19 protein-coding genes and 1 tRNA gene are annotated in these 19,149 nt (G+C 50.0%); 9 read left to right on the top strand and 11 right to left on the bottom strand.

Going from position 1 to position 19,149, the window contains the following annotated elements; genetic code table 11:
- Positions 1-174, bottom strand: a 174-nt coding sequence (locus ATB02_RS12255; RefSeq protein WP_001455307.1) for a helix-turn-helix domain-containing protein, incomplete at its 3' end; no start/stop codon positions are given.
- 13 nt (positions 175-187) lie between these two features.
- A complete protein-coding gene (locus ATB02_RS12250) occupies positions 188-844 on the bottom strand; it encodes an IS5 family transposase (RefSeq protein ID WP_446718972.1) in 657 nt (218 codons plus the stop codon).
- A gap of 453 nt (positions 845-1,297) precedes the next feature.
- Between ATB02_RS12250 and ATB02_RS12240 the strand changes: the two genes are divergently transcribed.
- Complete coding sequence (locus tag ATB02_RS12240) at positions 1,298-2,038, top strand: outer membrane protein (RefSeq protein ID WP_097513686.1); 741 nt, start codon at positions 1,298-1,300, stop codon at positions 2,036-2,038.
- A gap of 159 nt (positions 2,039-2,197) precedes the next feature.
- A complete protein-coding gene (locus tag ATB02_RS12235) occupies positions 2,198-3,697 on the top strand; it encodes a phosphoethanolamine transferase (RefSeq protein WP_097513685.1) in 1,500 nt (499 codons plus the stop codon).
- A 321-nt stretch (positions 3,698-4,018) separates the two neighbouring features.
- Here ATB02_RS12235 and ATB02_RS12230 read toward each other — a convergent pair whose 3' ends face one another.
- The 3 genes from ATB02_RS12230 to ATB02_RS12220 all read right to left on the bottom strand — a co-directional run bounded on the left by ATB02_RS12230 (position 4,019) and on the right by ATB02_RS12220 (position 6,370).
- Positions 4,019-5,284 carry a tyrosine-type recombinase/integrase gene (locus ATB02_RS12230; protein WP_105271649.1) on the bottom strand — a complete coding sequence of 422 codons (1,266 nt, stop codon included), beginning with the start codon at positions 5,282-5,284 and terminating at the stop codon, positions 4,019-4,021.
- A 197-nt stretch (positions 5,285-5,481) separates the two neighbouring features.
- Positions 5,482-5,557: transfer RNA gene (locus tag ATB02_RS12225), tRNA-Phe, on the bottom strand.
- Between the two features lie 105 nt (positions 5,558-5,662).
- Positions 5,663-6,370 carry a DUF554 domain-containing protein gene (locus ATB02_RS12220; protein ID WP_105271648.1) on the bottom strand — a complete coding sequence of 236 codons (708 nt, stop codon included), beginning with the start codon at positions 6,368-6,370 and terminating at the stop codon, positions 5,663-5,665.
- 152 nt (positions 6,371-6,522) lie between these two features.
- Here ATB02_RS12220 and ATB02_RS26690 point away from each other — a divergent pair, with 152 nt between their 5' ends.
- Together ATB02_RS26690 and speC are read left to right on the top strand one after the other, a co-directional pair.
- Entirely contained in the window at positions 6,523-6,600 is a 78-nt protein-coding gene (locus ATB02_RS26690; protein ID WP_212734103.1) for a hypothetical protein, read from the top strand.
- Positions 6,601-6,762: 162 nt separating this feature from the next.
- A complete protein-coding gene (gene speC, locus ATB02_RS12210) occupies positions 6,763-8,898 on the top strand; it encodes an ornithine decarboxylase (RefSeq protein WP_105271647.1) in 2,136 nt (711 codons plus the stop codon).
- A 48-nt stretch (positions 8,899-8,946) separates the two neighbouring features.
- Here speC and nupG read toward each other — a convergent pair whose 3' ends face one another.
- The 4 genes from nupG to mutY form a co-directional block, all read right to left on the bottom strand.
- Positions 8,947-10,203: a nucleoside permease NupG gene (gene nupG / locus ATB02_RS12205; RefSeq protein ID WP_001360964.1), complete on the bottom strand. Its 1,257-nt coding sequence runs from the start codon at positions 10,201-10,203 to the stop codon at positions 8,947-8,949.
- 201 nt (positions 10,204-10,404) lie between these two features.
- Entirely contained in the window at positions 10,405-11,484 is a 1,080-nt protein-coding gene (gene mltC / locus ATB02_RS12200) for a membrane-bound lytic murein transglycosylase MltC (RefSeq protein ID WP_000760323.1), read from the bottom strand.
- Between the two features lie 64 nt (positions 11,485-11,548).
- Positions 11,549-11,824 carry an oxidative damage protection protein gene (locus ATB02_RS12195; protein WP_000091700.1) on the bottom strand — a complete coding sequence of 92 codons (276 nt, stop codon included), beginning with the start codon at positions 11,822-11,824 and terminating at the stop codon, positions 11,549-11,551.
- Between the two features lie 27 nt (positions 11,825-11,851).
- A complete protein-coding gene (gene mutY / locus ATB02_RS12190; protein WP_105271646.1) occupies positions 11,852-12,904 on the bottom strand; it encodes an A/G-specific adenine glycosylase in 1,053 nt (350 codons plus the stop codon).
- A gap of 160 nt (positions 12,905-13,064) precedes the next feature.
- Between mutY and trmB the strand changes: the two genes are divergently transcribed.
- The 5 genes from trmB (at position 13,065) to ATB02_RS12160 (ending at position 17,358) form a co-directional block, all read left to right on the top strand.
- Positions 13,065-13,784, top strand: coding sequence for a tRNA (guanosine(46)-N7)-methyltransferase TrmB (gene trmB, locus ATB02_RS12180; protein WP_000786911.1), 720 nt, complete (start codon positions 13,065-13,067; stop codon positions 13,782-13,784).
- The gene (locus ATB02_RS12175) at positions 13,784-14,110 is read left to right on the top strand and encodes a YggL family protein (RefSeq protein ID WP_104920308.1); all 327 of its coding nucleotides are present in this window, start codon (positions 13,784-13,786) and stop codon (positions 14,108-14,110) included. Before trmB ends, ATB02_RS12175 begins: the two co-directional genes overlap by 1 nt.
- Positions 14,111-14,293: 183 nt before the next feature.
- Positions 14,294-15,013 carry a DUF2884 domain-containing protein gene (locus ATB02_RS12170; protein ID WP_000984793.1) on the top strand — a complete coding sequence of 240 codons (720 nt, stop codon included), beginning with the start codon at positions 14,294-14,296 and terminating at the stop codon, positions 15,011-15,013.
- Positions 15,014-15,188: 175 nt separating this feature from the next.
- Entirely contained in the window at positions 15,189-16,235 is a 1,047-nt protein-coding gene (gene ansB, locus ATB02_RS12165) for an L-asparaginase 2 (RefSeq protein ID WP_105271645.1), read from the top strand.
- A gap of 115 nt (positions 16,236-16,350) precedes the next feature.
- The gene (locus ATB02_RS12160) at positions 16,351-17,358 is read left to right on the top strand and encodes a DUF1202 family protein (RefSeq protein ID WP_000745202.1); all 1,008 of its coding nucleotides are present in this window, start codon (positions 16,351-16,353) and stop codon (positions 17,356-17,358) included.
- Positions 17,359-17,422: 64 nt separating this feature from the next.
- Here the strand turns inward: ATB02_RS12160 and hemW are convergent, their stop codons facing one another.
- Positions 17,423-18,559 (bottom strand): radical SAM family heme chaperone HemW, encoded by a 1,137-nt coding sequence (gene hemW, locus ATB02_RS12155; protein ID WP_000239964.1) that lies wholly within the window; start codon positions 18,557-18,559, stop codon positions 17,423-17,425.
- Positions 18,552-19,145 carry an XTP/dITP diphosphatase gene (locus tag ATB02_RS12150; RefSeq protein WP_001174747.1) on the bottom strand — a complete coding sequence of 198 codons (594 nt, stop codon included), beginning with the start codon at positions 19,143-19,145 and terminating at the stop codon, positions 18,552-18,554. The genes hemW and ATB02_RS12150 overlap by 8 nt, the downstream gene beginning before the upstream one ends.
- Positions 19,146-19,149 lie beyond the last annotated feature (4 nt).

Here is a 19,149-nt window from a genome sequence, read left to right as displayed (position 1 = left end):
ATCTAGGAGTGAAGCAACAGCAGGTCGCGGCGTATATTTTGGCGGCTCAGATTTTGCCTGCAAATAACGTTTAACGGTATTGCGGGAGATCCCCAGTTCTCTGGCAATCGCCCGGCTACTCATTCCCTGCTTGTGCAGGATTTTAATTTCCATAACTGTCTCAAAAGTGACCATAAGCTCTCCTGAATCAGGAGAGCAGATTACCCCCTGGATCTGATTTCAGGCGTTGGGTGTGGATCACTATTGCACCGTTCGTGACAGCCCCGTCTGCCGCGGCTGCCCTGATTTTTCTGTGAGTCTGCCGGATAAGGCCCGGGAAGGCTTCTGAGTCCGTGACGTTATTCAGCGACAGGTCTGCACAGACAACTTCATGTGTGTTGCTGTCAACAGCAAGATGCAACTTTCGCCAGATACGACGGCGCTCTTTGCCGTGCTTTCTGACTTTCCATTCGCCTTCACCAAAGACCTTCAGCCCGGTGGAATCAATCACCAGGTGTGCGATTTCACCCCGGGTGGACGTTTTGAAACTGACATTAACCGACTTTGCCCGCTTACTGACACTGGTGTAATCCGGGCAGCGCAACGGAACGTTCATCAGGGCAAAAATGGAATCAATAAAACCCTGCGCAGCCCGCAGGGTCAGCCGGAATACGCGTTTAATCACCAGAACGGTGGTGATGGCGAGATCAGAATAGCGCTGGGGCCTTCCTCGTGATGAAGGCGTTGCCGACTCATACCAGGCCTGAATCGCTTCATCATCCAGCCAGAAAGTGAGGGAGCCACGGTTGATGAGAGCTTTGTTGTAGGTGGACCAGTTGGTGATTCTGAACTTTTGCTTTGCCACGGAATGGTCTGTGTTGTCGGGAGGATGCGTGATCTGATCCTTCAACTCAGCAAAAGTTCGATTTATTCAACAAAGCCACTTTGGTCTGTAGTTGCATCATATCCCCCAAACTGTCAGTCCATGCATCTTTCGTCCCTGGTGTGTTACATGAACACACGTCACTTTTATCTCCTGGCAGAATAAACAAATTTTACAGGTTTTTTCTTCCCCGGGATTCAGCCTCACTCCCTGCTTGCTCAGCAACCATCTGCTGTTGTTGCCGGGTATGACTGTCTGCATGGCATGCATTTGTTGTATCTGTGCTGACTGAATACGATAAAAATTTCTGGTTAATGACGATCGATATCATCTATCGATTCGATCGATTTTATTCAATTGAGACTATCGCATGGGGGGTTTTAAAATGCACTGAGTACTGCTTGCAGCAACGGAGCAATAACGGAGATAATTGAAATGAAAAAGGTTTTTTCTGTTTCAGTGGTGGCCGCAGCCTGTGTATTTGCAGCAAATGCAGGTGCTGAGGAAGGTAAAAGCGGTTTTTATCTGACCGGTAAAGCCGGTGCCTCTGTGGTGTCACTTTCAGACCAGCGTTTCCTGTCAGGAGATGAGGAAGAAACGTCAAAGTATAAAGGCGGCGATGACCATGATACGGTATTCAGTGGCGGTATTGCGGCCGGTTATGATTTTTATCCGCAGTTCAGTATTCCGGTTCGTACAGAACTGGAGTTTTACGCGCGTGGAAAAGCTGATTCGAAGTATAACGTAGATAAAGACAGCTGGTCAGGTGGTTACTGGCGTGATGACCGGAAGAATGAAGTGTCAGTCAACACTCTGATGCTGAATACGTACTATGACTTCCGGAACGACAGTGCATTCACACCATGGGTATCCGCAGGGATTGGTTACGCCAGAATTCATCAGAAAACAACTGGTATCCGTACTTGGGATTACGGGTACGGGTACAGTGGGCGTGAGTCGTTGTCACACTCAGACTCTGCTGACAACTTTGCATGGAGCCTTGGGGCTGGTGTCCGTTATGACGTAACCCCGGATATCGCTCTTGACCTCAGCTATCGCTATATTGATGCAGGTGACAGCAGTGTGAGTTACAAGGATGAGTGGGGCGATAAATATAAATCAGAGGTTGATGTTAAAAGTCATGACATCATGCTTGGTGTGACTTATAACTTCTGACGAAACTGCTCCTGAAAGATAATAATTACTTATCTTCTGTAATTAAAAGGAAACACCCTGCAGTAATTATACTGCAGGGTTGTCTGTTATCTGTTTTACAGATAATTTCTGATTTTTATTATCCTGTTCTCTTCATAATAATGTTGTCGATATACTCCGATGAATATCAGAAAACTGTTTTGTCCGGGCGACAAACCCCGGATTTTATTGTTTTTATTCTTTTTTGTTATTTCTGTGATAATCACAATTGCATGCGGATACACTGAGAAGAATGCCACAGGAAATGTGCTGCTTCTGTTTCTCCTTCTTCTCCTTGCACACAGAAATACCCTCACATCCATTACAACGCTGTTATTTCTGTTCTGTTGTGCACTGTATGCGCCTGCGGGTATGACGTACGGTAAAATCAACAACAGTTTTATTGTCGCGTTGCTGCAGACCACGGCTGATGAGGCTGCAGAGTTTACCGGGATGATTCCTGTTTATCATTTTCTGGTCAGTGCCGCGATTCTGGTATTCATGGTGATTTTCTGGCGGACACACCACCGCGGTCACCGTAACTGGCTGGCACTGCTGCTGTTCGTATTATGCTCTGTAAACAGCTGGCCGTTGCGGATGGTTAAAGGAATTGTTGTGGGAACAACTGACACATTGCGTGAAATGCAGCGTTATAAACAACTGAGTCAGCACGGGGCTGACAACTGGAAAATCCTGCCGGGAACACCGTTGTATGACACGATTGTTATCGTTACTGGTGAGAGTGTGCGCAGGGATTATATGTCGGTATATGGCTATCCCGTGCCAACCACACCATGGCTGAATACGGCTCCCGGTTTATTTATTGACGGCTATACATCGGCAGCAGCCAGTACCGTACCTTCCCTGAGCCGGACACTGATTTATGACTATGAGCAGAACCCTGACTCCGGCAACAACGTGGTGGCGCTGGCAGCAAAAGCAGGATACAGCACATGGTGGATATCCAATCAGGGAAAACTGGGAGAGCATGACACACGCATCTCTGTTATTGCTTCTGATGCGGAGCATACCGTTTTCCTCAAGAAAGGCAGCTTCGCTTCCCGTAAAACGGATGACATGTTGTTGTTACAGGAAACAGAACGTGCGCTGGCGGATAAATCCTCGCCGAAGGTGATTTTCCTGCACATGATTGGCTCTCATCCGAATCCGTGTGACCGACTTAACTCCTGGCCGAATTATTACCTGGAGCAGTATCCCCGAAAGATTGCCTGTTACCTCGCCAGCATCAGTAAACTGGATAACTTTCTCGGTCAGCTTGATGGTATCCTTCGCCGGCATTCCCGTCACTTTGCAATGCTTTACTTTTCTGACCATGGGCTGTCGGTCAGCGACAGTGCTAATCCTGTTCATCATGATGGTCATGTGCAGGGGGGCTACAGCGTTCCCCTGATTATTACCGCCAGTGACATCACGTCTCATCAGTCCGTCAGCAGGAAAATCAGTGCCCGTAATTTCGCAGGCATTTTTCAGTGGCTGACCGGTATTCGTACCGAAAATATACCGCCATTCAATCCGCTGACAGACGAAGATAATGAACCCGTTATGGTTTTTAACGGAGAGAAAAATGTGCCGGCAGACAGTCTGAAACCGCAGCCACTTATTCTTCCGGACCACAGGTAATCATATATGGCAAACTGTAATACAGTCTCTTGTACTGAAAAGGATTCTGTATAGAATAGAACCTGTATTCATATCAGCACAAGGGACCACCAAATCCCGGCAGCATTCCTTACGTCAGTTATCCCGCATCACCCTGTGGGTGCGGGATTTTTTATGATGTTTCTTTTTATTGAATATATATAAATAACGAATAACTGCGGATTCTGATAATCCACCTGCAGGGAGCAATCCGGTAAACATTTAATACATCAGTTAATATCGTTTTGCCTTTTTTAACAAAAAATAATCCCCGGGTGGTTCCCGGGCATTTTCCCGGGAGGATTATTGTTTTAATGGATTATTAATCTTTGCATATTCAAATGAACTGATAAATCTTTCTCTGTTTGCATCCAGAAAATCGGCCCACCACTGTAGCATAAGTCGACGTTCTTCCAGATGTTCGGCTTTATGGATATACGCAGCACGTACACCATTACGCTCCTGATGGCTCATCTGGCGTTCCACAGCATCGCGGGACCACAAACCTGATTCTATTAATGCACTACATGCCATCGCCCGGAATCCATGACCACAGACATCCTGGGTTGTGTCATACCCCATAACCCTCAGGGCTTTATTTACGGTGTTTTCACTGATTGGTTTACGTGGGTCATGTGCTCCCGTAAAGATCAGACCATTTTCACCTGCCCATGTCTGAAGTTCTGCCAGTATGGCTACAGCCTGTTGGCTGAGTGGCACAAGATGTGGTGTTCGCATCTTGGAGCCCCGGTATGAAAATTTTACGCCTGGCAGAGGTTCGCGTTCGGCTGGAATAGTCCACATGGCATTGTCAATATCAATTTCAGACCAGCGGGCATATCTGAGTTCACTGGAACGAATAAAAACCAGTAAATTCAGCATAACTGCCAGTCGGGTGACAGGCTGGCCTTTATAACCGTCAATACGCGACAGAAGTTCAGGCAGGCGTGAAAGATCCAGAGCAGGGCGATGCTGGCGTTTTACCGTGGTCAATGCACCAGCCATATCCAGAGCCGGGTTATATCTGATGATGCCAGACTGTACGGCATAACGCATTACAGCAGATATTCTTTGCTGCAGACGACTGGCGATTTCATAAATTTGTTTAGCTTCTGCAGCACGAACAGGGATAAGCAGGTCCGGGGTACTGAGTGTTGTGATATCCCGGTTGCCGATAAAGGGGAAAACGTGTGTCTCGAGGCTTTTGAGTACTTTATCGCTGTGTGATTGTGCCCATTGTTTATTACTGGCATGCCAGCGTCGTGCAATATGTTCAAAAGAGAGTTGTAAATCAGGGACTACTTTTTTAGCTCTTTTCTGTTCGCAAGGGTCAACCCCCTCCGAAATCAGTTTTCGGGCCTCATCCCGTTTTGTACGAGCTTCGGAGAGAGAAACTTCCGGATACACACCAAGTGCCAGGGTTTTCTCCTTACCCAGAATACGATAACGGAGACGCCAGTAACGGGAACCATTAGGATGAACCAGCAGGAACATGCCGGCCCCGTCAGTGAGTTTATAAGCCTTGTCAGTGGGCTTTGCAGCCCGGATTTTTGCGTCAGTCAGTGCCATAGTTCAGCCTTCTGAATGCGTTAAAGAGGGTACAAATTCTGTCGAACTGGGGTATACCCGCAATTATACCCACACAATGGGGTTGATGTGGGGGGAATCTGGTTGAGTTCGGTAGAATTGATTTGGAGGCAGAACGCTTAAATTGTGGCGTTCTGAAACGAAAAACGGACCTCCGTGGAGGTCCGTTGATATGAATTTGGTGCCCGGACTCGGAATCGAACCAAGGACACGGGGATTTTCAATCCCCTGCTCTACCGACTGAGCTATCCGGGCAACGGGGCGCATTAAACCTGATTCGCCTCGTCTCGTCAATCAAATTTCTTCAATTTACTGCAGACTGCACAATCTATCATCACTTTGCCGCTATTGCACGCATTGTCAGGCAAACCAGGCGGTCCAGGCGGCGGAAAGCGGCATTGCCAGAAGCAATGCTGGAAGCATGTTGACCACCGGGAACATTTTAATGCCACAGATGCGTAAGCCGGTTGCCAGCAGCAATAAACCGCCCACGGCGCTGAAGTCTGCCATCATCGACGGTGTGGTCAGCGGTAATATCAGCGCGGCAGCCCACGCCAGCGTTAACTGGATGATCAGTAATGGGATACTAATTACCGACACCGCAATACCCAACGAGCAGGCGAAGATCATCGCCGTAAAGAAATCGAGAAATGACTTGGCGATTAAAATACTCGGATCGCCGGTCATACCTTCGTTCATCGCACCGAAGATCCCGGTGCCGCTGGCGCAAAACAGGACAATAATCGCGACAAAATTCTGAATAAAAGATTCATGCGCTGGCTTCTTACGTGAGTGGCGAAACAGATTTTGTGCTTTGGTGACCGCGGTATTGACGCCTTTTTCCAGCAGACACATTTCGCCGATTAATGCACCGAGTAAGGTTGCTAAAACCATCGCTGGAAGGTTGGCGCATTTCACCACCAGTAAAATACCAATCCCCAGCGATGCCAGACCAAAAATAGATGTCATGGAGACGCGGATACGTTCCGGTAAACGTTGGCTGAGCAGAGCGCCGATAACGCCACCCAGTAAGACTGCACTCGCGTTGATAAAAGGGCCGATGACCACAAGAGTTCCTGTTAACTGTATTGTTTGATTTTCTTATTATGAACTTTTTGCCTTGTTGATGGCTTGTTTGGTCGCAAAGTCCTGGCTTGCACGCTTTAGCGAAAGGTGCCATGATTGCGCGAATTTTCTCCTCTCTGTACGGAGTTTGCCCGATGCACGCCACCTCCTTACATTCTCTCGCTTATCGCCGTTTCGCGCGAAACTCCTCCCTTTTTCTGCTCATGCGGTGAAGTTAACGCACGCTCACTGCAGGACAACAGTAAAATCAGAGCGTTTCTGCTTTTACTGATGTCTGGCGGTCGGAGCTGGTGACCAGTTTGACCCATATCTCGTGGGGCAGGGTTTTTCACCTTGTCCGGTATTCTTACTTCCCCGAAACGGGTTTTGCGCTTATGAAATCAATGAATATTGCCGCCAGTAGTGAACTGGTATCCCGACTTTCTACTCATCGCCGCGTGGTGGCGTTGGGAGATACTGATTTTACGGACGTCGCGGCAGTCGTCATTACCGCTGCGGATAGCCGCAGTGGCATTCTTGCGTTGCTTAAGCGCACCGGTTTTCATCTACCGGTGTTTTTGTATTCCGAACATGTTGTTGAATTACCTGCGGGCGTTACGGCGGTAATCAACGGCAACGAGCAGCAGTGGCTGGAGCTGGAATCCGCAGCCTGTCAGTATGAAGAGAATTTGCTGCCACCGTTTTATGACACGCTGACGCAGTACGTTGAGATGGGCAACAGCACTTTTGCTTGCCCTGGGCATCAACATGGTGCGTTCTTTAAAAAGCATCCTGCCGGACGCCATTTTTACGATTTCTTTGGTGAGAACGTCTTTCGCGCCGATATGTGTAATGCTGACGTAAAATTGGGCGATCTGCTTATTCATGAAGGTTCGGCGAAGGATGCACAGAAATTCGCAGCCAAAGTCTTTCATGCCGATAAAACCTATTTTGTGCTGAACGGCACATCGGCAGCGAATAAAGTGGTGACGAATGCGCTGTTAACGCGTGGCGATCTGGTGCTCTTCGACCGTAACAACCATAAGTCGAATCATCACGGCGCGCTGATTCAGGCGGGGGCGACGCCGGTCTATCTGGAAGCTTCACGCAACCCGTTTGGTTTCATTGGCGGTATTGATGCGCACTGTTTTAATGAAGAGTATCTGCGCCAGCAAATTCGCGACGTTGCGCCAGAAAAAGCTGACCTGCCGCGTCCGTTTCGCCTGGCGATTATTCAGCTGGGAACCTATGACGGCACTGTCTATAACGCCCGTCAGGTGATCGATACCGTTGGGCATCTGTGTGATTACATTCTGTTTGATTCCGCGTGGGTCGGTTACGAACAGTTTATCCCGATGATGGCAGATAGCTCGCCGCTGCTGTTAGAGCTTAACGAAAACGATCCGGGGATCTTTGTGACGCAGTCGGTGCACAAACAGCAGGCGGGATTCTCACAGACGTCGCAGATCCATAAAAAAGATAATCATATTCGCGGGCAGGCGCGTTTTTGCCCGCATAAGCGGTTAAATAATGCCTTTATGCTCCATGCTTCTACCAGCCCGTTCTATCCGCTGTTTGCCGCGCTGGACGTTAACGCCAAAATTCATGAAGGGGAGAGTGGGCGTCGGCTGTGGGCTGAGTGCGTTGAGATAGGGATTGAAGCGCGCAAGGCGATTCTTGCGCACTGTAAGCTGTTCCGCCCGTTTATCCCGCCCGTTGTTGATGGCAAATTGTGGCAGGATTATCCGACATCAGTGTTAGCCAGCGACCGTCGTTTTTTCAGTTTTGAGCCGGGGGCGAAGTGGCACGGCTTTGAAGGATATGCCGCGGATCAGTATTTTGTTGATCCGTGCAAGCTGTTACTCACTACACCAGGTATCAATGCCGAAACCGGTGAATATAGCGACTTTGGCGTTCCGGCGACGATTCTGGCGCATTATCTGCGTGAGAACGGTATTGTGCCGGAGAAGTGCGATCTCAACTCCATTCTGTTCTTATTAACGCCGGCGGAAAGCCACGAGAAGCTGGCACAACTGGTGGCGATGCTGGCGCAGTTTGAACAGCATATTGAGGATGACTCACCGCTGGCTGAGGTGTTGCCGAGCGTTTATAACAAATATCCGGTGCGCTATCGCGACTACACCCTGCGCCAGTTGTGTCAGGAGATGCACGATCTGTATGTCAGTTTCGACGTCAAAGACCTACAAAAAGCGATGTTCCGCCAGCAGAGTTTCCCGTCAGTGGTGATGAATCCCCAGGATGCGCATAGCGCTTATATTCGCGGTGAAGTGGAGTTGGTGCGGATTCGTGATGCCGAAGGGCGAATTGCGGCAGAAGGGGCGTTGCCTTATCCACCTGGCGTGCTTTGCGTGGTACCCGGGGAAGTCTGGGGTGGGGCGGTTCAACGTTATTTCCTTGCGCTGGAAGAAGGCGTGAATTTGTTGCCGGGATTTTCGCCGGAGTTGCAAGGTGTCTATAGCGAAACCGATGCGGATGGCATGAAACGGTTGTACGGGTATGTGTTGAAGTAAGAATAAAAAAACGGGTCACCTTCTGGTGACCCGTTTTTCTTTGCGTAATTAGTGGCTAACCGTCTGTGTACCTGTCGGGACACGAACGTGTTTATATTTGAACATCGCCATGAATGCGAAGGCCAGAACCACGGAGTAACCTGCGAAAATCAGCCATACGGTCTGCCAGTCGGTAATGCCGTTTTGGGTGTACATCTCAACCACTTTACCGCTCACGATGCCGCCGAGGATACAGCCGAAGCCGTTAGTCATCATCAGGAACATCCCCTGCGCACTGGCGCGAATTGCCGGGCTAACTTCTTTTTCGACAAACACCGAACCAGAGATGTTGAAGAAGTCGAATGCGCAACCGTAAACGATCATCGACAGTACCAGCAGCACGGTACCGAACGGAGTCGGGTCGCCGTAAGCAAACAGCGCAAAACGCAGGATCCACGCCACGATACTGATCATCATTACGTTCTTAATACCGTAGCGGCTTAAGAAGAACGGGATGGTCAGAATGAACAGGGTTTCAGAGATCTGCGAAATCGACATGATGATTGACGCATGCTGCACGATGAAGCTGCTGGCAAACATCGGATCTTTGTCGAAGCTGTGCAGGAAGGTATTACCGAACATGTTGGTAATCTGCAGTTCCGCGCCCAGCAGCATTGAGAAGATGAAGAAGATTGCCATACGCTTGTTTTTAAACAACGCGAATGCATCGAGGCCCAGCAGGGTTGTCCAGCTCTGATTCGCTTGCTGTTTAGCAACCGGAATATGCGGCAGAGTCAGGGTAAACAGAACCAGAACGGCGGAAAGGGCTGCGCCAATATACAGCTGCATGTGGCTTAATTCGAAGCCGGACAGGCTCACCACCCACATTGCCATGATAAAGCCGATGGTGCCCCAGATACGGATTGGCGGGAAGTCAGTAACGATATCCATCCCGGCATTTTGCAGGCGATAGTAAGAGATGGTGTTGATTAACCCAAGCGTTGGCATATAAGCAAACGAGTTAATCAATATCACAAGGAACATCGCTTCCGGCGTCGTGACCTGTGCTGCCATGAACAGCGTGATAGCGCCAATGGTGTGGCAAATGGCATAGACCCATTTCGCACTTAACCATTTGTCGGCCACAATTCCCAGCAGCGCAGGCATGAAGACTGCGGCGATACCCAGCGAGCTATAAACTGCGCCAATAGAAGCACCGTCAAACTTCAGGGTAACAAACATATAGGAGCCGAGGGTCGTCAGCCAACTTCCCCACAGACAGAACTGCAGAAAAGAGAGGATTTTCAGCTGCAGCTTAAGATTCATGTTAATTTCCTCACATCGTGATGCGGATGAGTGTTTGAAAAAGCACATTTGACCGTGCGAGATGATGCGATTCTATCAACTTCGCAGACTGGTTTTTTGTTACCTGTGGCAAATAATTGCAAACATTCCCAATTTGCAAAACGAAATTGTGATGTGGATAACATTTTTGCCCCTGAGCATCGTCAGGGGCGGTAAGTGGAATTATCGGCGGCGGTAAGATTTTTGCGCCGTGTTCACTTTATAAAGATAACGGCGAGATTCCGCAGAGGGATGGCGGGTCGTCAGCGTCTGATAAACATCGCCCGGAGTCATGGTGTTAATAATATTAGCCGCCTGAATCTTATCATTCGAAAAGACTCGCAGCACGCTGCCTGCGCCGCCGTTATAGGCGGTGATGACGGCATAACGCCGCGACGTTGGGTTATCAATTCCGCCAAGATAAACATTATTCAGCATCGCCAGATACGCGGTGCCGGTATCAATATTGCTGGCAGGATCAAACAAGAAACTGCGGCTCGGCGTGCCGGATTTCCCCTGCGAGCGGAACACATCTTTCCCGGCAGTATGTTGTACCACCTGCATTAATCCCAGCGCATCGGAACGGCTGACCGCATACGGGTTAAAGGAAGATTCAGTCTGCATAATTGCCAGAATCAGCGACTCATCAACGCCATATTTCCGTGATGCCTGGCGGACCATACCGAGATATTTGTGCGCACGTTTATCAAGGTGGTTCGGCACCATGTTAATGGTGACGCTGTAGATGATACGCAGCCCGTTGCTGCGGCTTTTCAGACGGTTTTTCAGCAGATAATCCGCGAAGTTGCTCGCACGACCTTCCCAGCGAATCGGCTGCCCGGTGTTGTCCACCACCTGACCGTAAAGGAAAGGTTCTTTCGAAATCGTAATATCATCAACGTCGGAATAGAGATCGACCGAACTCGGATCGTCACCCATCAACAACGTTTTGATAATTGCCCGTCGCAGGTGCGCGGCAGGTTCTGTCCCGGCGATGGTTTCGATAGTGATCGTACCGTCATCGAAGTTGATGTGGCTGCGGGTCTGATATTGATCGGTGTATTTCACATAGTCCTTAGGACCGGCGATCACCACCTCTTTGAATCCCCAGATGTTCTCAATGTTGTGGGCAAATTGCCCCATTAGAATATCAAAACCGTTGGTATCTTTGACCCAGGCTTCGTTATAGGTATCGCCTTTTTTGGTCGTCGAACAGGAGATGAGCAACGGCGCAATCAAAGCCAGCGCGAGATATTTTTTCATCATTCCGGGTGCGTGTTGTGTTTGTTTTTATGCAAGTTGCCGGAGGTGACCTCCGGCTCTGTTTTTATTTTTTATCTTCCGGCGTATAGCCCTCGATATGTACCTCTTTACCCTCGAACAGGAAGTTGACCATCTCCTGCTCCAGCAGCTTGCGGTGCTCAGCATTCATCATGTTGAGTTTCTTTTCATTAATCAGCATGGTTTGTTTGTGCTGCCACTGCGCCCAGGCTTCTTTGGAGATCTCGTTATAGATGCGTTTTCCCAGCTCGCCGGGGTACAGCTGAAAATCCTGACCTTCTGCTTCACGTTGCAGGAAAGTACAAAAAATCGTTCTGCTCATAAATCATCCTCTTTATCGACTCACGCGCTAAACCGGCGCGCCAGTGCGTAACTGCTGTAACAAACGCTCCACGGGAGCCGCCAGGCCAACTGACGGCGGTTGCGCTAAGTTATACCAGAGCGCATTGCCTTCATCCATGCAGCCGGTGAATGACGACACGGGAAGCCACATAGGCACAATATCTAAGTGGAAATGGCTGAAGGTATGCCGAAACGCAGTCAGCTGCGTCAGGTTATCGGCAGAAATCTGTCGTTGCGCCAGCCACTGCCGCAAACTTTCTTCATCGGCAAACTGCGGGAAACAGTATAAACCGCCCCACAATCCGCTCGGCGGACGCTGCGCCAGCAATACTTCATCTTTGTGCTGTAACAGCAGAAAGTAGCCAGTACGCTCCGGCAGCGTCTGTTTCGGTTTTTTGCCCGGATAAAGCGACCAGCTATTGTTGGCGGCGGCAATACACCCGTTTTGTAGCGGGCAGAGCGAACATTTCGGTTTCGAACGCGTACAAATCATCGCGCCCAAATCCATCATCGCCTGGTTAAACCGTTCCACGCCAACCGCGGGCGTCACCTGCTCGCTTAAACTCCATAGTTTGTTCTCGACCTCTTTTTTCCCAGGCCAGCCGCTTACAGCATAGCAGCGCGCCAGCACGCGTTTGACGTTACCGTCGAGAATCGGAAAGTGCTTACCCAGAGAAAGCGAGAGAATCGCGCCTGCGGTGGAACGCCCGACGCCCGGTAACGCGGCAACCTCATCAAAGGTTTCCGGGAATTTACCGCCGTGTAAGGTGGCAACTTGCTGTGCCGCTTTATGTAGATTGCGCGCGCGGGCGTAATAGCCCAGTCCGGTCCACAAGTGGAGAACTTCGTCCAGCGGCGCATTGGCGAGATCGGTCACCGTTGGGAAGCGCGCCATAAAGCGTTCAAAATAGGGGATAACGGTCGCAACCTGAGTTTGTTGCAACATCACTTCTGAGAGCCATACTTTGTAGGGCGTCTTGTCAATTTGCCAGGGCAGCGTTTTCCGCCCGTATTTATCGTACCAGTCCAGAACCTGGGCTGAAAATTGCGACGCTTGCATGGTCACCGAATTCACTGTTGTTGGGGGCAAGATTGCAGCACAGCGACGGCAGGGTGTAAACCGGAACTTTCCGCAGCCACGGCCTTATCATGCTTGCATCCGGCAACTAACTTTGGATAATGCCCGTTTTCAGAACACTTTCACAAGCGACTAAATCTTTATGAAAAACGACGTCATCTCACCGGAATTTGATGAAAACGGCCGCCCACTGCGCCGTATCCGTAGTTTTGTGCGCCGCCAGGGGCGACTGACCAAAGGCCAGGAACATGCGCTGGAAAACTACTGGCCGGTGATGGGCGTTGAGTTCAGCGAAGATATGCTGGATTTCCCTGCGCTTTTTGGCCGTGAAGCGCCAGTGACGCTTGAGATTGGTTTCGGCATGGGGGCGTCGCTGGTGGCAATGGCTAAAGATCGCCCTGAGCAGGACTTCCTCGGCATTGAAGTGCATTCACCAGGCGTTGGTGCGTGCCTGGCTTCTGCGCATGAAGAGGGCTTAAGCAACCTGCGCGTGATGTGTCACGATGCGGTTGAAGTGCTACACAAAATGATTCCTGACAATTCATTGCGCATGGTACAGCTCTTTTTCCCTGACCCGTGGCACAAAGCGCGCCATAATAAACGCCGTATCGTTCAGGTGCCGTTTGCCGAACTGGTAAAAAGCAAACTGCAGCTGGGGGGCGTATTCCATATGGCGACCGACTGGGAACCTTATGCGGAACATATGCTTGAAGTGATGTCTTCTATTGACGGTTATAAAAACCTGTCAGAGAGCAATGATTACGTACCGCGTCCGGCATCACGTCCGGTGACGAAATTTGAACAACGTGGTCATCGTCTTGGTCACGGAGTATGGGACTTAATGTTCGAGAGGGTGAAATAATGGCAAAGAACCGTAGCCGTCGTCTGCGTAAAAAAATGCACATCGACGAATTCCAGGAATTAGGATTTTCGGTGGCATGGCGATTCCCGGAAGGTACATCGGAAGAACAGATTGATAAAACCGTTGATGACTTTATTAACGAGGTTATCGAACCGAACAAACTGGCCTTTGACGGCAGCGGATATCTGGCCTGGGAAGGTCTGATCTGCATGCAGGAAATCGGCAAATGCACCGAAGAACATCAGGCGGTTGTGCGTAAGTGGCTGGAAGAGCGCAAACTGGATGAGGTACGCACCAGCGAACTTTTCGACGTTTGGTGGGACTAAGAAAGCATACGGGCGATGACAAATGCAAAACTGTCTGATGCGCTACGCTTATCAGGCCTGGAAAGATGCACAATCGAGTAGGCCGGATAAGGCGTTTACGCCGCATCCGGCATGGATAACGTGTACTTTGTTATCAATCTGGGGCCAGCAAATGCTGGCCTGATTTGTTCTTGAGGGAAGACTATGATGCGCAAAATGCTGCTGGCGGCAGCACTTTCAGTGACGGCAATGACCGCTCACGCCGACTACCAGTGCAGCGTCACGCCGCGTGATGATGTGATTGTCAGCCCGCAAACCGTGCAGGTGAAGGGCGAAAACGGCAATCTGGTGATCACGCCAGACGGCAACGTGATGTATAACGGTAAGCAATATTCCCTGAACGCCGCCCAGCGCGAGCAGGCGAAGGATTATCAGGCTGAACTGCGTAGTACGCTGCCGTGGATTGATGAAGGCGCGAAAAGCCGCGTCGAGAAAGCCCGTATCGCGCTGGATAAAATTATCGTTCAGGAGATGGGCGAAAACAGCAAAATGCGCAGCCGTCTGACCAAACTTGATGCGCAACTGAAAGAGCAGATGAACCGCATTATCGAAACGCGCAGCGATGGCCTGACGTTCCACTATAAAGCCATTGATCAGGTTCGCGCCGAAGGCCAGCAATTAGTGAATCAGGCAATGGGCGGAATTTTACAGGACAGCATTAATGAAATGGGCGCGAAAGCGGTGCTGAAAAGCGGTGGTAACCCATTACAGAATGTGCTGGGAAGCCTGGGCGGTCTGCAATCCTCAATCCAAACCGAATGGAAAAAGCAGGAAAAAGATTTCCAACAGTTTGGCAAAGATGTTTGTAGCCGCGTTGTGACTCTGGAAGATAGTCGCAAAGCCCTGGTCGGGAATTTAAAATAATCCTCTATTTTAAGACGGCATAATCCTTTTTTATGCCGTTTAATTCTTCGTTTTGTTACCTGCCTCTAACTTTGTAGATCTCCAAAATATATTCACGTTGTAAATTGTTTAACGTCAAATTTCCCATACAAAGCTAAGGGATAATGCGTAGCGTTCACGTAACTGGAGGAATGAAATGGAGTTTTTCAAAAAGACGGCACTTGCCGCACTGGTTATGGGTTTTAGTGGTGCAGCATTGGCATTACCCAATATCACCATTTTAGCAACCGGCGGGACCATTGCCGGTGGTGGTGACTCCGCAACCAAATCTAACTACACAGCGGGTAAAGTTGGCGTAGAAAATCTGGTTAATGCGGTGCCGCAACTGAAGGACATTGCGAACGTTAAAGGCGAGCAGGTAGTGAATATCGGCTCCCAGGACATGAACGATGATGTCTGGCTGACACTGGCGAAAAAAATTAACACCGACTGCGATAAAACCGACGGCTTCGTCATTACTCACGGTACCGACACGATGGAAGAAACCGCTTACTTCCTCGACCTGACGGTGAAATGCGACAAACCGGTGGTGATGGTCGGCGCAATGCGCCCGTCCACGTCCATGAGCGCAGACGGTCCATTCAACCTGTATAACGCGGTAGTGACCGCAGCTGATAAAGCCTCCGCTAATCGTGGCGTGCTGGTGGTGATGAACGACACCGTACTGGACGGTCGCGATGTCACCAAAACCAACACCACCGACGTAGCGACCTTCAAGTCTGTTAACTACGGTCCTCTGGGTTACATTCACAACGGTAAGATTGACTACCAACGTACCCCGGCACGTAAGCATACCAGCGACACGCCGTTCGATGTCTCTAAGCTGAATGAACTGCCGAAAGTCGGCATCGTTTATAACTACGCTAACGCATCCGATCTTCCGGCTAAAGCACTGGTAGATGCGGGCTATGATGGCATCGTCAGCGCTGGTGTGGGTAACGGTAACCTGTATAAATCCGTGTTCGACACTCTGGCGACCGCCGCGAAAAACGGCACTGCAGTAGTGCGTTCTTCCCGCGTACCGACGGGCGCTACCACTCAGGATGCCGAAGTGGATGATGCGAAATATGGCTTCGTGGCCTCTGGCACGCTGAACCCGCAAAAAGCGCGCGTTCTGCTGCAACTGGCTCTGACGCAAACCAAAGATCCGCAGCAGATCCAGCAGCTCTTCAATCAGTACTAATCACCTCGCCCCGGTATCGTGCCGGGGCTTTTCACTTCAGACTCACGTCCATTGCCAATTTTTATCACCCTAATGATAATCACCGGAATAAATTATTCCGCGCGAGGGTTTTCGGGTGAAAAAGCAATGGATTGTTGGCACGGCGCTGCTTATGTTGATGACTGGTAATGCCTGGGCAGATGGCGAACCGCCAACTGAAAATATCTTAAAAGATCAATTCAAAAAGCAGTATCACGGCATTCTCAAGCTTGATGCCATCAGCTTAAAAAATCTTGATGCTAAGGGTAATCAGGCCACCTGGTCAGCGGAAGGCGATGTCTCTTCCAGTGACGATCTCTATACCTGGGTCGGTCAGTTGGCAGATTACGAACTGCTCGAACAGACCTGGACGAAAGATAAACCGGTAAAATTCTCGGCGATGTTAACCAGTAAAGGAACGCCCGCGTCTGGCTGGTCGGTGAACTTTTACTCTTTTCAGGCGGCAGCCAGCGATCGTGGGCGGGTGGTCGACGATATCAAAACGAATAATAAATATCTGATCGTGAATAGCGAAGATTTCAATTATCGCTTTAGTCAGCTTGAATCAGCGTTGAATACCCAGAAGAACTCGATTCCTGCGCTGGAAAAGGAAGTGAAAGCGCTTGATAAGCAAATGGTGGCGGCGCAGAAAGCAGCGGATGCATATTGGGGAAAAGATGCAAACGGTAAGCAAATGACCCGCGAAGACGCATTTAAAAAAATTCACCAACAGCGTGATGAGTTTAATAAACAGAACGATAGCGAGGCGTTCGCGGTTAAATATGACAAAGAGGTTTATCAACCGGCGATTGCGGCATGTCATAAACAGAGTGCAGAGTGTTATGAAGTGCCGATTCAGCAGAAGCGAGATTTCGATATCAACGAACAACGGCGACAGACTTTTCTGCAATCACAAAAACTTAGCCGTAAATTGCAGGATGACTGGATAACGCTCGAAAAAGGGCAATATCCGTTAACGATGAAAGTTTCAGAAATAAACAGTAAAAAAGTCGCGATTTTGATGAAAATTGATGATATCAACCAGGCTAATGAACGCTGGAAAAAAGATACCGAACAATTGCGGCGCAATGGGGTGATTAAGTAATTTTTGCGATGACGCAAGAGTTGTAGCCGGATGTTGCGTACACGCCGCATCCGGCAATACAAATTTACTCAGCCAGAAAAAGCTCCAGCAGCGAATTTAAAAACAACTTCCCATGTTCCGTTATCTGCCAGTAATCCGCACATTCTGTGAGATAACCCTGAGCAATAGCCTCGTCTAACTGAGGGCGAATAACCTCTTCTGAAAGGCCAGTATACTGGCTAAACTCCACGCGCGGCGCGGCTTCCAGCAGACGGAAGCGATTCATAAAGAACTCAAACGGCTTATCTGCGGCTTCGACATCGCGCTGGCTTTCCAGATACCGCCCCTGCATAAAACCACGCGGATGACGCGTTTTGGTGGTACGCAGAATGCGCCCATCCGGGAAGGTGACTTTGCCGTGCGCGCCGCAGCCAATACCGATGTAGTCACCAAATCGCCAGTAGTTGAGATTGTGCTGGCACTGATAACCTGGTTTGGCGTAAGCGGATGTTTCATACTGCTGATAGCCCGCTGCGGTTAATAACTGATGCCCCTGTTCGAAAATATCCCACAGCGCGTCATCGTCCGGCAGTACAGGAGGGCGCGAGCCAAACAGCGTATTAGGTTCGATGGTTAGCTGATACCAGGAAAGATGCGGCGGATTCAGTTCAATAGCCTGGCGTAGATCGCCAAGCGCCTCTTCCAGTGATTGATCCGGTAGCCCATGCATCAAATCGAGGTTAAAGCTACGTAACCCTAAACCGCTCGCCAGCTTCGCAGCTCGTTTCGCTTCTTGCGGGCCATGAATGCGCCCAAGTCGTTTCAGCTTTTCTTCGCTAAAACTCTGCACACCAATAGAGATGCGATTCACGCCAGCACGCTGATAATCAACAAAGCGATCGGCTTCTACCGTGCCTGGGTTCGCTTCCATGGTGATTTCTGCATCCGCTGCCAGCGGCAAACGCGCACGCACGCCGTCCAGCAGCGTTTGCATCGCCGGGCCAGAAAGCAGGCTCGGCGTACCGCCGCCAATAAAGATTGTCTGCACTTCACGGCCCTGAGCGTAAGCCACATCGTTGTCCAGATCGTTAAGCAGATGCTGAACATAATCGTCGTGCGGCACTTCTCCTTTCAACGCGTGAGAGTTGAAATCGCAGTACGGACATTTCTGCACGCACCACGGGATGTGAATGTAGAGACTCAGCGGCGGTAATTTAACCATTTCGTAAAGCGTCCAACAGCAGTTTCAATGCCTGACCACGGTGGGAAATGGCGCTCTTTTCTTCGCGGGTCAGTTCGGCAGCAGTTTTACCTTCGGAAGGCACGAAGAATATTGGATCATAACCAAAGCCGCCAGTACCCGCCGGTTCACGAGTAATCACGCCCGGCCAGCTACCGTGGCACACCAGCGGAGTCGGATCTTCCGCGTGGCGCAGATATACCAGCACGCAGTGGAAACGCGCTTGACGTTGGTCGTCCGGTACGTCTTTCAGAGTTTCCAACAGTTTTTGCAGATTCTTTTGATCGGTCGCGTCTTCACCGGAATAACGTGCGGAGTAAATCCCAGGCGCACCGCCAAGCACATCTACCGCCAGACCAGAGTCGTCGGCAATTGCCGGTAAACCGGTCACTTTTGCCGCGTGGCGTGCTTTCAGAATCGCGTTTTCGATAAAGGTCAGGCCGGTTTCTTCGGCGGAATCTACGCCGAGGTCTGTTTGGGCCACGATATCAAGACCGAAGTCGCTAAGCAGCGACGCCAGCTCACGCACTTTACCGGCATTGCCGGTTGCGAGGACAACTTTTTGCATAGGA

The sequence above is a fragment of the Escherichia sp. MOD1-EC5189 genome (assembly GCF_002966045.1).
In the GTDB taxonomy this organism is placed as follows: domain Bacteria; phylum Pseudomonadota; class Gammaproteobacteria; order Enterobacterales; family Enterobacteriaceae; genus Escherichia; species Escherichia coli_F.
The sequence above is the reverse complement of the archived record's forward strand: the minus strand, read 5'-3'. Positions and strand labels throughout refer to the sequence as shown.